The organism is Tomitella fengzijianii (assembly GCF_007559025.1).
Classification (GTDB): Bacteria; Actinomycetota; Actinomycetes; order Mycobacteriales; family Mycobacteriaceae; genus Tomitella; species Tomitella fengzijianii.
Genome location: NZ_CP041765.1, coordinates 1,845,256 through 1,859,285 on the forward strand (window position 1 = coordinate 1,845,256; position 14,030 = coordinate 1,859,285).

General features: G+C 68.2%; 16 protein-coding genes. 12 read left to right on the plus strand and 4 right to left on the minus strand.

All coding sequences use genetic code 11. The annotated features are described in order from the left end of the window. Positions 1 to 424: 424 nt before the first annotated feature. Entirely contained in the window at positions 425 to 1,447 is a 1,023-nt protein-coding gene (locus FO059_RS08375) for an AraC family transcriptional regulator (protein WP_143910582.1), read from the minus strand. Positions 1,448 to 1,749: 302 nt separating this feature from the next. Between FO059_RS08375 and FO059_RS08380 the strand changes: the two genes are divergently transcribed. The 10 genes from FO059_RS08380 to FO059_RS08425 all read left to right on the plus strand — a co-directional run bounded on the left by FO059_RS08380 (position 1,750) and on the right by FO059_RS08425 (position 10,888). Next, positions 1,750 to 2,727 carry a quinone oxidoreductase family protein gene (locus FO059_RS08380; RefSeq protein WP_143907919.1) on the plus strand — a complete coding sequence of 326 codons (978 nt, stop codon included), beginning with the start codon at positions 1,750 to 1,752 and terminating at the stop codon, positions 2,725 to 2,727. A gap of 61 nt (positions 2,728 to 2,788) precedes the next feature. Continuing rightward, complete coding sequence (locus FO059_RS08385; RefSeq protein WP_143907921.1) at positions 2,789 to 3,715, plus strand: TauD/TfdA dioxygenase family protein; 927 nt, start codon at positions 2,789 to 2,791, stop codon at positions 3,713 to 3,715. A gap of 66 nt (positions 3,716 to 3,781) precedes the next feature. Continuing rightward, positions 3,782 to 4,834, plus strand: a complete 1,053-nt coding sequence (locus tag FO059_RS08390; protein ID WP_143907923.1) for a BKACE family enzyme — start codon at positions 3,782 to 3,784, stop codon at positions 4,832 to 4,834. Between the two features lie 356 nt (positions 4,835 to 5,190). Then, entirely contained in the window at positions 5,191 to 6,486 is a 1,296-nt protein-coding gene (locus tag FO059_RS08395) for an MFS transporter (protein WP_143910583.1), read from the plus strand. Continuing rightward, positions 6,483 to 7,100, plus strand: a complete 618-nt coding sequence (locus tag FO059_RS08400; protein ID WP_143907925.1) for an RBBP9/YdeN family alpha/beta hydrolase — start codon at positions 6,483 to 6,485, stop codon at positions 7,098 to 7,100. The genes FO059_RS08395 and FO059_RS08400 overlap by 4 nt, the downstream gene beginning before the upstream one ends. Next, positions 7,097 to 7,915, plus strand: a complete 819-nt coding sequence (locus FO059_RS08405; RefSeq protein WP_143907927.1) for a CoA transferase subunit A — start codon at positions 7,097 to 7,099, stop codon at positions 7,913 to 7,915. The genes FO059_RS08400 and FO059_RS08405 overlap by 4 nt, the downstream gene beginning before the upstream one ends. Position 7,916: 1 nt before the next feature. Next, entirely contained in the window at positions 7,917 to 8,570 is a 654-nt protein-coding gene (locus FO059_RS08410; RefSeq protein WP_143907929.1) for a 3-oxoacid CoA-transferase subunit B, read from the plus strand. A gap of 91 nt (positions 8,571 to 8,661) precedes the next feature. Next, a complete protein-coding gene (locus FO059_RS08415) occupies positions 8,662 to 10,239 on the plus strand; it encodes a long-chain-fatty-acid--CoA ligase (protein WP_143907931.1) in 1,578 nt (525 codons plus the stop codon). Further along, entirely contained in the window at positions 10,236 to 10,616 is a 381-nt protein-coding gene (locus FO059_RS08420; RefSeq protein WP_168226597.1) for a carboxymuconolactone decarboxylase family protein, read from the plus strand. Before FO059_RS08415 ends, FO059_RS08420 begins: the two co-directional genes overlap by 4 nt. Positions 10,617 to 10,651: 35 nt before the next feature. After that, the gene (locus FO059_RS08425; RefSeq protein WP_143907933.1) at positions 10,652 to 10,888 is read left to right on the plus strand and encodes a hypothetical protein; all 237 of its coding nucleotides are present in this window, start codon (positions 10,652 to 10,654) and stop codon (positions 10,886 to 10,888) included. A gap of 90 nt (positions 10,889 to 10,978) precedes the next feature. Here the strand turns inward: FO059_RS08425 and FO059_RS08430 are convergent, their stop codons facing one another. Further along, positions 10,979 to 11,335 (minus strand): hypothetical protein, encoded by a 357-nt coding sequence (locus FO059_RS08430; protein WP_143907935.1) that lies wholly within the window; start codon positions 11,333 to 11,335, stop codon positions 10,979 to 10,981. A 181-nt stretch (positions 11,336 to 11,516) separates the two neighbouring features. On the opposite strand from FO059_RS08430, the gene FO059_RS08435 reads away from it, so the two are divergent. Beyond that, positions 11,517 to 11,771 carry a hypothetical protein gene (locus tag FO059_RS08435; protein ID WP_143907937.1) on the plus strand — a complete coding sequence of 85 codons (255 nt, stop codon included), beginning with the start codon at positions 11,517 to 11,519 and terminating at the stop codon, positions 11,769 to 11,771. Positions 11,772 to 12,190: 419 nt separating this feature from the next. Here FO059_RS08435 and FO059_RS08440 read toward each other — a convergent pair whose 3' ends face one another. After that, positions 12,191 to 12,973 (minus strand): SigB/SigF/SigG family RNA polymerase sigma factor, encoded by a 783-nt coding sequence (locus FO059_RS08440; RefSeq protein ID WP_143907939.1) that lies wholly within the window; start codon positions 12,971 to 12,973, stop codon positions 12,191 to 12,193. Continuing rightward, positions 12,970 to 13,398 carry an ATP-binding protein gene (locus tag FO059_RS08445; protein ID WP_143907941.1) on the minus strand — a complete coding sequence of 143 codons (429 nt, stop codon included), beginning with the start codon at positions 13,396 to 13,398 and terminating at the stop codon, positions 12,970 to 12,972. Before FO059_RS08445 ends, FO059_RS08440 begins: the two co-directional genes overlap by 4 nt. A gap of 296 nt (positions 13,399 to 13,694) precedes the next feature. Between FO059_RS08445 and FO059_RS08450 the strand changes: the two genes are divergently transcribed. Continuing rightward, positions 13,695 to 13,961 (plus strand): hypothetical protein, encoded by a 267-nt coding sequence (locus tag FO059_RS08450; protein WP_143907943.1) that lies wholly within the window; start codon positions 13,695 to 13,697, stop codon positions 13,959 to 13,961. Positions 13,962 to 14,030: the final 69 nt, after the last annotated feature.

A 14,030-nucleotide genomic window follows, 5' to 3' on the forward strand; every position in this document is an offset into this window, starting at 1 on the left:
CCCAGACCAGTCGAGCGTTCCGCGTAGTCCGGCATGGATCGCCGGCGGATGCCAGGTCACGTCTACCAGAAGCGGCCCAGCCCAAGGTGTTTCCACTGTCAGGCACTCGTGTACCTCGAGGAGTCCGTGACTCGATGCCTGGATATCGGGCCATGCACACGGAGCCAGCGGACCGACGACCATGATTCGACTGGCCCTGAATCCGACTTGCTCGAGTACCTCGCTGAGCAGTGCATGCTTCCCGGCGCACGTTCCCGCTCCCTGACGACGGACGTAGTCGGCCGTCGGGGCCCCGGGCCATGCATAAGGGATGGTTTGGATTCGTTGAACTGCATCGCAGAGCAAGTCCTGTCGCTGGTCGTCGGACATGCCGGTTGATTCCGAGCGCATGCTGATTACTTCCTCTTTCCTGCGACGATGCCGTCTACCGCATCGAGTCCTCCGCCGCGCGCCGGGCCCGCCACTGCCGCGGCGACATCCCGAACCGGGTCTTGAACCACCGCGAGAAGTTGCTCGACGCCGAGAACCCCAGCATCGTTGAGATGTCGGTCATCGAGTTGTGCGGGTTCGTCACGAGGTGTGCGCCGAGGTCGCCGCGAACGTCGTCGAGCACCGACGAGAACGTGTGGCCTTCGGCCGCCAGCCACCGGTGCACCGTCCTCCTGTCCACGCCGAGGCTGCGCGCCACCTGCTCGGTCGAGCAACGCCCGGTGGGGAGCAGCATCTCGATCAAGTCGCGCACCCTGCCGATCGGCGACGTCTCGTGGCTGGAGGCGACATCGTCGAGGAACTGGTGCGCGTACGGGCGCATCAACGGGTCGGACAGCGGGTTCTTCGCATCCAGTTCGCTCGAGGGCAGAACGACGCCGTTGAAGTCCTGGCCGAACTTCACGACCGTGCGGAACGTCTCGATGTAGGTGCTGATGTCAGTCGGTTCCGGGTGGGCGAACGAGACGCTCGCGGGACGCCACCCGGGCCCGAGGAACTCGGACAGCACGCCGTGGATGACTCCGACTGCGAGGTCGACGGACTGCGGGGCGGTCGCATCCGAGGGCCTGCCGACGTCGATCCGGGTGCGGATCGTGGCGACGCCGCCGGCTTCGACCATGCGGGTGCGGATCGCCTCGTTGTACATGCGCTCGTAGCGGACGAGCATCTGGAGGGCGCGCCGGACGTCGGGCTCCTCGCGCATCGCCATGCTCAGCGGGCCCAGGTTGGACAGCGTGCGCAGCGCGGCCAGGCGCAGCCCGAAATCGGCCCGGCGCGTGGTGGCGGCCGCGTGTTCCAGCAGCACCACGATGGATTCCGCCGGCACCCAGCGGTCCTGCTGTCGCAGACTTGCGAGGTCGAGGTTCGCCGCCCGGATCAGGGGCACCGGGTCGGTGTCAAGGGACCGGCACAGATCGAAGAACTTGTTGAGCGACGCGTAGCGCGCGAGCGGCTTCATCCGGTCAACTCCCGTCTCCCCCGTCCCGTCTCCCCCGTCCCGTCTCCCCTGTCTCATCGCTTCCGCGTCTCCTTCGCTGACCCAGGTGAACTGTGTCCCATCTCGCATAAAAGTATGTCCCGTAATGATAAGTAATCTCGCCTCCCGAATCCTAATGTTGTGGACATCACATAGCGAGGAATTCCGGTCGCAGGTCATACACGACCCGGGTCCACCAGGCGAAAGGCGCCCGGTCTGCGCATCACCGAGGCGCAGTGATCCCGGTTCCGGCGAGCGGATCGCACATCGACGAGGAGGACACAGTGGCGAAGGCCATTCGATTCTACGAGACCGGCGGACCCGAGGTCATGCAGTGGGAGTCGGTCGAGGTGGGCGACCCCGGGCAGGGCGAGGTCCGCATCCGCCACGAGGCGGTGGGCCTGAACTTCGCCGACACCTACTTCCGTACGGGGCTCTACCCGGTCCCCCTGCCGAACGGCATGGGCGTCGAGGCGTCGGGCGTCATCGAGGCGGTGGGTTCGGGCGTCGAGGGCTTCAGCGCCGGTGACCGTGTCACCTACACCGGCAGTCCGCTCGGCGCGTACAGCACCTCCCGCGTCATGCCGGCGTCCCACCTGATCCGAATTCCGGACGCGATCAGCTGCGAGACGGCCGCGGCGATGACGATGCGCGGGCTGACCGCTTCGTACCTGTTGCGCCGGATCCACCCGCTCAAGTCCGGCGACACGGTCCTGCTGACCGCGGCCGCGGGCGGGGTCGGACTCATCTTCACTCAGTGGGCGGCGCTGCTCGGCATCAACGTGATCGGCACCGTCTCCACCGAGGCGAAGGCCGAGATCGCTCGCGCCAACGGGTGTTCCGACGTGATCGTGCACACGCAGGTCGACGACGTGGCCGCGAAGGTGCGCGAGCTCACGGACGGACAGGGCGTTCCGGTGGTGTTCGACAGCATCGGCAAGACCACCTTCCACAACTCACTCGACGCGCTGTCCCGGCGCGGGCTCCTCGTGTGCTTCGGCACCGCCTCGGGCCCCATCCCCCCGATCGACGCTATGCAGCTCGCGTCCAAGGGCTCCCTGTTCGTCACGCGTCCGGCCCTGGCCGACTACATCGCGGACCCCGCCGAGCGCGCCGAGCTCGCCGGCGAGCTGTTCTCCCACGTCGCCGCCGGCGACATCGACATCAAGGTCAACCAGCGCTACGCGCTCGAGGACGCCGTGCTGGCGCACAAGGAGCTCGAGACCGGACGCAGCATCGGATCGTCCGTCCTCCTCCCCTGACATCGAACGCGCCTTCCGGCGCACCCTGACCGTTTCGACTGCAAGAAAAGGAGCAAAAGTCATGGCCACACTCACCCGTCCTGCGCCGGCACCGGTGCCCACGGACCCGGCCCGCACCGGAAGGCGCAGTCGCACGCCGCTGACCGTCGAGAGGCTCTCGTGCGCACTCGGCGCCGAGGTGAGTGGCCTCGACCTCGGGGACGCGGCGCACGACGACGACCTGTTCGCACGGCTCCGCGCGCTGCTCCTGGAGCACAAGGTGCTGTTCTTCCGGGACCAGGATCTGGCCCGGGCGGATCACGTGACCCTCGCCGAGCGCTTCGGCCCGCTGGAGGACCATCCTGTGCTCGGGTGCGACCCGGACCACCCCGGCCTGGTCCGCATCTACAAGGACGCCGACACCCCGGTCGACCGGTTCGAGAATGCGTTCCACTGCGACGCCACCTGGCGCAACAACCCGCCGATGGGTGCGGTGCTGCGGTGCGTGGAATCGCCGGCGGTCGGCGGCGACACCATCTGGGTCAACATGGCGCTGGCCTACGAGCGGCTGCCGCAGCACGTCAAGGACCGCATCGGCGGTCTGCGTGCCCGGCACAGCATCGAGTCCACCTTCGGCGGCCGGATGCCGATCGAGCAGCGGCTCGCCCTCAAGGAGCGCTACCCGGATCCGGAGCATCCCGTGGTGCGCACCCACCCGGAGACCGGCGAGAAGATCCTGTTCGTCAACAGCTTCGCCACACACCTGACGAACTACCACACCGACGAGAACGTGCGGTACGGGATCGACTACGCGCCCGGTGCGAGCGACCTGCTGCAGTACCTCGTCAGCCAGGCATCGATCCCCGAATACCAGGTTCGCTGGCGGTGGACGGCCGGCAGCGTCGTCATCTGGGACAACCGGTCGACCCAGCACTACGCGGTGCAGGACTACTGGCCGGCGGTCCGGCAGATGGAGCGGGCCGGGATCGCCGGCGACCGCCCCTTCTGACCGCAACGGCTTCACCTTCTTCCCACCCCCGATTCAACCGAAACCGATTCAGAACGGAGCATCACCATGCATTTCCACGACGACGCGCTCTTCCCCGAGGTCCAGGACAAGCTGGTCATCACCTGCGCCCCGTACGGCCCGGAGTGGGAGCTCGACGATTTCCGCGAGGATCTGCCCCTGACTATCGAGGAGCACGTGCAGCAGGCGGTGGACTGCTACGAGGCCGGTGCCACGGTGCTGCACATCCACGTGCGTGAGCTCGACGGACACGGCTCCAAGCGCCTGTCGAAGTTCAACGAGCTCCTCGCGGGCCTGCGTGAGGCCGTGCCGGACATGATCCTGCAGGTCGGCGGCTCGATCTCCTTCGCCCCGGAGGGCGACGGGGCCGACGCCAAGTGGCTGTCCGACGACACTCGGCACATGCTCGCAGAGCTGGATCCGGCGCCGGATCAGGTCACCATCGCGATCAACACCAGCCAGATGAACATCATGGAGCTGATGACCGCGGACGACATCGCGGGCACGTCGATGGAGCGCGAGGACCTCGCGGCCGCCTACCGCGAGATGACGGTGCCGGCCGGCCCCGAGTGGGTCGAGGAGCACCTGCGCCGCCTGCAGGCGGCCGGCATCCAGCCGCATTTCCAGCTCTCGAGCATCCCACAGCTCGAGACCGTCGAACGGCTGATCCGCCGCGGCGTCTACACCGGACCGCTGAATGTCACCTGGGTGGGTATCGGCGGCGGCTTCGACGGCCCCAACCCGTACAACATCATGAACTTCATCAACCGGGTTCCGGACGGCGCGATCCTGACTCTCGAGACGCTGATGCGCAGCGTGGTGCCGGTCAATGCGATGGCGATCGCGATGGGCCTGCACAGCCGGTGCGGAAACGAGGACACGATCTGGGGCCGTAAGGGCACCAAGATGACCTCGGTCGAGCAGGTGCGCCAGCTCGTGCGTATCGCGAACGAGCTCGGCCGTGAGGTGGCCACCGGCAAGGAGGCCCGCGACATCTACCGGATCGGCGAGTCCTACGCCGACGCGGACGAGACACTCGCCAGGCTCGGCTACGCGCCCAACCGCCGCCCCGGCCAGGTCGGCTTCACCCAGCACGCCTGACCAGCACTCCCGACCGGCTGCGGCGCCGTGACCCGGCGCCGCAGCCGGAATAGGGGCCTCCGCCACCGCACCCCCGGCCCCGACTCCCCCGCGCCTCCACCCTTGCCGCGCCTCCGTCCCCGCCGCGCACCTGCGCCCCTCCCGGCTTCCCGCCCCCGGAACTCCCCGTCTCCCCCGCCGCCGGCACACACCGCCCTCATCTTCCGCACGCGCACCCGCAGCTCCCCGCGCTGTTCTACCCTTGATTTCAGGAGCAAGTCATGGCACTGAAAGCCGACTCCCTCGATCTCCCCGATGTCCGGATCGAACCCCCGGACGACTCCCACGACAGCCAGACGTCACAGCCGAAGCCGCCGATGAAGTCCACGAAGCGACGGATCTATCCGTGGATAGTCTTCGGGCTGGCGTTCGCGCTGCTGCTGTCCGACTACATGTCCCGCCAGGTGCTCAGCGCGGTGTTCCCGCTGCTGAAATCCGAGTGGTCGCTGTCGGACTCGCACCTGGCCTCGCTGACGAGCATCGTCGCGCTGTCGGTCGGCATCCTCACGCTTCCCCTGTCGCTGATCGCCGACCGGTACGGACGCGTCCGGAGCCTGGTCGTCATGGCGACTCTGTGGAGCATCGCCACGGTGTTCTGCGCGATCGCGCAGAACTACGAGCAGATGCTGGGCGCGCGCTTCCTCGTCGGCGTCGGCGAGGCCGCGTACGGCAGCGTCGGGATCGCGCTGGTGCTGGGCATCTTCCGCTCCAAGCTGCACGCGACGCTGAGCGGGACGTTCATGGCCGGCGGGTCCTTCGGCTCGGTCGTAGGCGTAGCACTCGGCGGCGTCATCGCCGTCCAGTTCGGCTGGCGCTGGGCGTTCGTCGCCATGGCCGTCCTGGGGCTGATCCTCGTCATCGCCTTCCGCCTCATCGTCAACGAATCGAGGCTGGCCGACCACGCGGTGCGTGAGGACATCGCAGACACCGGAGCCGGATCCGCGCGCATGCGGGCACCGATCTCGAGCCTGTTCACCAACCCGGCCGTGCTCTGCGCCTACATCGGCGGCGGCCTGCAGATGTTCACGGCCGCAGTGCTGCTGGCGTGGACGCCGAGCTTCTTCACCCGGTTCTACGACATGGACCTCGACAAAGCGGCGCTGGCCGCCTCCGGCATCGTCCTGCTGGTCGGTACAGGGATGGTCGTGTGCGGCATGATCACCGACAGGGTGGGCCGGCTGGACGTGATGCGCAAGTGGTACACCGCCGTCGCATACTGCGCGATCTCGCTGGTGTGCCTGGGCATCGGCTTCTCGTTGGGCACCGGCTTCGTCCAGATCCTGCTGCTGTGCATCGGCGCGTTCTTCTCCGCGGGATCCTCCGGGCCCACCGCGGCCATGGTGGCCAACCTGACGCACGAGAGCATCCGCGCCTCCGCGATGGGCAGCCTGACGGTGGCCAACAACCTGCTCGGTCTGGCGCTCGGCCCGTTCGTCGTCGGCGTCCTCGCCGACCACCTGGGCCTGGTCCAGTCGATGAGCCTGGCGCCCCTCGTCTACATCCCCGCGATCATCGCCCTCATCATCGGCCGGCGGCTGCACCCGGCGGGACTGCGCCGCCTCGCCGTCACGGTCGAGAAGACCGCCGCAAAATACGATCGGAGCTCCCTGTGACCACCTCGCACGATCCCACCGTCGTCATCGTCCCGGGCCTGCGCGGTCACGTCGACGACCACTGGCAGACACACCTCGCCGCGGGCCTGGGCCGCACGGTCCGCACCGTGCAGCCCCTCGAGACGACGCCGCTGAGCAGGAAGGCCCGCGTGGCCGCACTCGACGCGGTACTCGCAGAGGTGGAAGGCCCGGTGGTCCTGGTCGCCCACAGTGCCGGCGTGCTGAGCACGGTGCACTGGGCGCAGGAGCCGACCCGCGAGATCCAGGGCGCCCTGCTGATGACGCCGGCCGACATGGAGGAGCCGATGCCCTCGCCGCACCCGACGCTCGAGGAGCTCGACCAGGGCGGATGGCTGCCGATCCCGCGGCGCGTCCTGCCATTCCCGAGCCTGTTGGGCATCAGCACCGACGACCCGCTGGCGCGCTATCGGCGCGTGACCGGAATGGCCGAGGTCTGGGGCAGTCGCCTCGTCGATCTCGGCGCCGTCGGTCACCTCAACCCGGCCGCGGGTTTCGGCCCCTGGCCGCGCGCCGAGGAACTGCTCGCCGAACTGATCGAATCCACCGCGGATCGGCAGACGGCATCGTCCGGAGCATCGGCGGCGATCCGATGACGGCGACGGCTCCGGCGTCCGCCAAGGTGGACGGCGACGTGACGACGCGGAAGGTGTGGGCTTCGGCAGCCGACGCGGTGGCCGATATCCCGGATGGCGCATCGCTGGCGGTCGGCGGGTTCGGCGCTTCGGGCGTGCCGGACCTGCTCGTCGAAGCCCTCGCGGCCGGCGACGCGGGCGGCTTCGAGGTGATCTCGAACAACTGCGGGACAGAGGATTACGGTCTGGGCCTGCTGCTCGCAGCCGGGCGCATCCGCCGCATCATCGCCTCCTTCATCGGGGGCAACGCACTCTTCGCGAAGCAATACCTGAGCGGGGAGCTGGACGTGGAGCTGACCCCGCAGGGCACGCTCTCCGAGCGTCTGCGCTGCGGCGGCGCCGGCATCCCGGCCTTCTTCACCCCGGCCGGGGTGGGCACACCCGTCGCCGACGGCGGAATCCCCGTCCGGTACGCCCCGGATGGGAGCGTCGCGGTCACCTCGCCGCCCAAGGAGGTCCGGTCCTTCCCGGGCGCCTGGTCCGATCGCGAGTACGTGTTGGAGAACGCGATCACGGCGGACTACGCGCTCGTGCACGCCCACACCGGCGACACCGAGGGGAACCTCGTGTTCAACCTCGCAGCCAGGAACTTCAACCCGCTGGCCGCCATGGCCGGCAAGGTGTGCATAGCCCAGGTGGAAAACCTGGTCGAGGCCGGCGAGATCGACCCCGCCCAGGTGCACCTGCCCGGGATCTTCGTCGACCGGATCGTGCACGCCGGGCCGCAGAACAAGTACATCGAGAAGCGCACCGTGCGCGATGCCGTGGAGGACTGACATGACCGCGATTGCAGAACCGGCCCTCCGCGGCTGGACCCGGACGCAGATGGCCGCCCGCGCAGCCAGGGAACTCCGTTCCGGTGAGTACGTGAACCTGGGGATCGGGCTTCCCACGCTGATCCCCGATCACCTGCCCGACGGAGTCCACGTCACCTTGCACAGTGAGAACGGGATCCTCGGCACCGGGCGGTACCCGACGGCCGAGACGATGGACGCCGACCTCATCAACGCGGGCAAGGAAACCGTGACGGTGCGCGCCGGTGCGGCCTTCTTCGACTCGGCGACCTCGTTCGGCATGATCCGCGGCCGCCACATCGACACGGCGGTCCTCGGCGGTATGCAGGTGTCCGCCGGCGGCGACCTGGCGAACTGGGTCGTGCCGGGACAGATGGTCAAGGGCATGGGCGGCGCCATGGACCTGGTGCACGGGGCCAAGAAGGTCCTCGTCCTGATGGAGCACAGCGACAAGCGCGGCGGCGCCAAGCTGGTGGAGCGCTGCACGCTGCCGCTCACCGGCCGCGCGGTGGTGCAGCGGATCATCACCGATCTGGCGGTGATCGACGTGAACGCCGACGGGTTCGTGCTCGTGGAAACCGCGCCCGGCGTCACCGCGGATCAGGTGCGCGCTGCGACCGACGCACCCCTGCGCTGACCTCCCCCGCGGGCCCCGGTTCGCGCCACGCGGCGACCCCATCCTCACCTCGCGATCCTCACCTCGCAAACGACGAAACGGAAATGTTGCAATGTTGAATCTCAGTGTAGTGCTGGAGGACTCGGCCCGGCGGTACCCCGACCGGACGGCTCTGGTGTGCGCCGGCCGCCGCTTGTCCTACCGGCAGGTGGACGAGTGGTCCAACGCGATCGCGAACCTGCTGGCGTCGCGCGGCGTGACCCCCGGGGCCCGGGTTGCGCTCTCCTGCCCCAACATCCCCGAGTTCGTCGCGATGTACCACGGGATCCTCAAGGCCGGCGCCGTAGTGGTGCCCCTCAACATCATGCTCAAGCCCCAGGAGATCGCCTACCACCTGAACGACTCCGGAGCCGAGGTCTACCTGTGCTTCGAGGGCGATGAGGCGCTGCCGACGGGAGACTACGGCCGGGCCGGGTTCGCCGATGCGCACGGGTGCCGGGAGATGTTCACCTTCGCCGGGATCCTCAGCGCCGGGACCGGATCCGCAGACGGGGACCCCGGCGCCGCGTGGGCGCCGCTGGAGGGCATGCCGCGCACGTTCGCGACGTCCGTGCGCTCCCCCGAGGACACCGCAGTGATCCTGTACACCTCGGGCACCACCGGCCGGCCCAAGGGCGCCGAGCTGACGCACGCCAACATGACCCTCAACGCGCTGACCGCGAACAGGTTGTTCGACAGCAATGCGATCCGCCACGACACCTATCTGCTCACCCTGCCGCTGTTCCATTCGTTCGGTCAGACGGTGATGATGAACGCCGGGCTCGCCACGGGCGCGACGCTGGTGCTCCTCCCCCGCTTCGAGGCGCGCGCGGCATTGGATCTGATGCTGGCCGAGGAGATCTCGGTGTTCGCCGGTGTTCCGACGATGTACTGGAGCCTGCTGGGCGCCCTGGACGAGACCGTCGACGTGGCGCGCATCGCGGACAACCTGCGGGTCGCGATCTCCGGGGGCGCGGCGCTGCCCGAGGAGATCCTCTCGGACTTCGCGGACCGCTTCGGCATCCCCGTGCTGGAGGGATACGGGCTGTCGGAGAGCTCCCCGCTGGCGCTGTTCGTGGACCCGCAGCGGGGGCCACGGCCCGGCTCGATCGGCGTGCCGGTGTGGGGCATCGAAGCCCGCTTGGTCGACGCGGACTGGGACGACGTGCCCGAAGGCGGGGTGGGTGAGCTCGCCATCCGCGGGCACAACGTCATGAAGGGCTACCTGAACCGGCTCGACGCCACTGCGGAGGTGCTGCGCGACGGGTGGTTCCGGACCGGCGACCTCGCGCGCCGCGACGAGGACGGTTACTACTTCATCGTCGACCGCGCCAAGGACCTCATCGTGCGCGGCGGGTACAACGTGTATCCGAGGGAGATCGAGGAACTGCTGTTGACGCATCCCGCCGTGTCCCTTGCCGCGGTCATCGGCACCCCGGATGAGCGGCACGGCGAGGAGATCGCCGCGTTCGTCATCCTGGAGCCGGGAGCCCAGATCGGTGCCGACGCGCTCTCGGAGTGGTGCAAGGAGCGACTCGCCGCGTACAAATACCCGCGGTCGATCGAGTTCGTCACCACCCTGCCCATGACGGCGACGGGCAAGATCCTCAAGCGCGAGCTCACGGCCGCGCGTCAGGCGGTCGCGTCATGACAGCGGAGGCGGGAGCCGATCGGGCCGAGCCCACCGTCGAGCGGCTCCGTCGCACCGGAGCCTGGAACCCGTTGTGGGACGGCATGGACGAACTTGATCCGGCCTGGGCGGACGAGTACATGTCCGCCGTCATCGAACCGTACGAGAGCGGGGTGCTGACGCCGAAGACCGTGCAGCTGCTGTGCATCGCCGTGGACGCGTCGTGTACGCACCTGTTCGCCCCCGGCGTGCGCCGGCACATCCGGGCCGCGCTCGACATGGGCGTGACGCCGGAGGAGATCTTCGAGGTGCTCAAGCTGTGCACCACGGTGGGCATCCACTCGATGAACGTCGGGCTGCCGATCCTCCGAGAGGAGGCCGGGCGAACGCATAGTTGACCTTGCCGTCGCGGCAGTGTTTACGGTCTATCGTCATGAGCATCTCGATACTGGACAGTGCTGCGGACATGAACCGAGTGCTGACGTCGGACGCGGACGATCGCGTCGACCTCATCCGTGACATGGGGGCTCCGATGGCGGGGATGTATCAGTTCATCCCCGGAGGCGTGGACATGGCCGGCGAGCACCGGCAGAACTTCGGCTTCCGTCCTGATTCGGCGATGGGTGCTACGGCCGCCCAAGCGTCCGCACGCCCGCGTCCGACATGCTGAGCAAGTCGCTGCTCAGGCTGGGATTGAAGCGAGCAGAATTCTGAAACGATCGGTCCGCGCCGTCTTGTGCCGCGACCGGTCATGCGTGGCTCACCCCATGAGCGCGCCGCCCGCGGAGGCCACGAAGACCAGCATGACGGCGAAAAGGAACCACCCGACTCCCAACCAGACCATCCAGGGGCCGCGGCGACGCCACACCAGCAGGGTGCGGATGAACGCGGTGATCCCGCCCAGTGCGATGATCGCCGGCGGGACGTAGATCATCACGTACTGCGTGGCGGACAAACAGCCGGTCGTACCGTCGTCGCAGTGCACGGGTCTCCCCCACGACATCGCGGCGGTCACGGCGAGGACGATCAACGCACCGACCACGACCGCGGCCGCGTAGCCCACCGTGCCGCGCAGTACGCGCGAGGAAACCGGAGTCCGCTCGATACCCCAGCCCATGGCCGCATCACCTTCGCTTCCATCGAGGGTGCACGCACCCGTATACCCACATCACTACCACCTCCCGGCGCACGCCGGTCCGCCCCGGTGTGCGACAGGGAGAACACGGCATCGGTTTGCGCACCCGCTGGGCGGGTAATCACCGGGAGTCGACCGACTCGACAGTCCGGGAGGTGTGGTGATGACCGAGGAATCGCGCGATGACCAGGGGGATGATCGCGGTCGAGACAGCGAAGACGAGAACCTCCCGGGCAGGAGGGAGTTCCCGGCGAACTCGGAGAAAGACCTCCGGCATCGTGACGAGCGGCTGGGCGACCTCGTCGACCGCATGGAGGAGGGCGTGGAAGCCGAACGCAGCCAGGACGACGTCCGCGGCAACGTCGAGGAGCGGAAGGAGACCACTCCGGTGGAGCCCGACGACCAGGCGCCGGATTGACGAAGGACGTGCGATTGACGTCGGAACTGCGCTTGCCCGCCGGGTGTGCGCGCGGCGCACGGCGTGGTCAGGCCCAGGCGTTGCGTGCCGACCACGCCGTCCCGGTCGAAGCGCAACTCGGGCATTGCACGGTTTCACCGACGGACCATCCGTTGAGACGACCCACCTCGCGGGCGGCGTCCATACTGTCAGCGTGGGTCTCGAATGTGCGTTCGCACTTGTCACACCGCATCTGCATTCGCCGAAACTCCCTGTCTCGTACCGCCCGTACCGCCCGTACGGCCGGTACGGGCAAGCTGGCCCCGGATACCCGCGAGAGCCGGCGACTAAACCGGGCGATGCGCAACGGAACGCAATCGGTGCCCTCGCGGTCGGGTTTTCGCCGCAGCCGGTCGCGTCGCCGGCCACGGTGGGCACCGCTACCGTTCCCGGAGCTCGTCCCGCAATTGGCTCAGCGTGCGGGCCAGTATCCGTGACACGTGCATCTGCGACAGGCCCACGCGCTCAGCGATCTGGCTTTGCGTCATTTCGCCGAAGAACCGCAGGGTGAGGATCCGGCGTTCGCGCGGCGGCAGGGCATCCAGGTGCGGCTTGACCGCCACGTACCCCTCGACGTTGTCGAGGTCCGGGTCCTCTCCTCCCACGACATCGCCCAGATTGAGGCCTTCGGAGCCCGCGGACGGTGGCGCATCCATCGAATCGGGCTGATAGGCGCTGCGGGCGATGAGCCCTTCGGTCACCTGCCGGATCGGCAGGCCGAGTTCGCGCGCGATCTCTGCGGCGGTCGGAGACCGGCCGAGCGACTGTGCGAGTCGCTCGGAAGCGCTGGAGATTGCCAGGTGCAGCTCCTTGGCCCGCCGTGGCACGTGCATCGCCCAGCCGGTGTCGCGGAAATGACGACGCACCTCCCCCATGATCGTCGGCACTGCGAAGGCGACGAAGTTGTCCCCCTTGTCCGCGTCGAACCTGTCGATCGCATTCACCAGGCCCAGCCGTGCCACCTGCAGCAGATCGTCGAAGGGCTCGCCGCGTCCGTGGAACCGCCGCGCGATGTGTTCGGCGAGCGGCAGGCACCGTGTGATCACCTCGTCGCGACGGTGGTCGTGATCGCTGTCCGAGGGACTGCTCCGCAGTGCGCGAAGTGCGCCCGGCACGTCGGCGTAATCATCGCCGCCGCGACCCGCGTGACGATGGACGGTCACTCGGTGACGCCCGAGCTTTTAGTGAAGGTGATCGACCAGCGGCGTGCCGTGTTGTGGGGCTCGGATTCGTCCACCCTGACCTGGGCGTTGTCGGTGAGGGTGTGCAGGACGTGCCAGCCGAAGCCCGTCTCGCGCACCTCGGTTCCGTCGGGCAGTTCCGCGGAAACGGACACGGACATGACGAAGCGCCGCACCTCCATCTCCATCGTGATCGACGGAATGTCCGCCACGGAGCGTTCCAACTGGGCGCACGCCTCGTCCACCGCCAGTTTGACGTCTGCGACCTCGTCGAGGCCGAAGCCGTACAGGATCGCCAACGTCTCCGCGACCGACCTCGCCACCGGAGCCTGGGACGAGGCGGCGTCGAGCGTGAGCGAGACGGGGCCTCGGTGGTCGAGTACCTCCGGTTCGGTGGCCAGATACATCCAGGGTCCTCACTAAAGTAATCGCAGTAGCACGCCGAGAATACCCGGACATCCGGCGGCGAAACCGAGACGGCACGAGCAATTCCGGGAGTAATCCGCAAACGCTGGCAAACCTCGGCGGGACGGGTCACAATGAGGGTGGACCTGGGCGGACCGGTCCTCATCGGGCATCCACGTGATGGCTGCGATGGGGAAGAGATCGCATCACCGCCGCGATCGGATGGACGCCGAGAGAACCGCCTTCCCGGGCCGGCTGTTCGCGTTGTGCGCGATGCCGAGTCGAAAGGGGCACGATCATGGGCAGCAACTACGAGGGGCTTCTCGGGTACTTCTTCTTCCTGGCCGGGCTCGCGGTCGGCGGTCTCGCCATCGTGGCGCTGGCCATGGAGAACTTCCCGTACTTCATCGCCGGAGCGGTGATCGGCGTGGCGAGTCTCGCCGCCGGAATGGCACTGTGGCTCAACGTGTCGCATCGGGAGCATCACGACCCGCTCGAGCCGAGCATGACCCGCGCGGGTATCCGCCGGTACGAGATGCGCCGCAAGACCGGCACCTGCATGTGACATCACCCGAGGCCCGCGCGTGCGGTGGAGGGACATCCGCACGCGCGGGCGAACGGTGAGGGTGCGCTG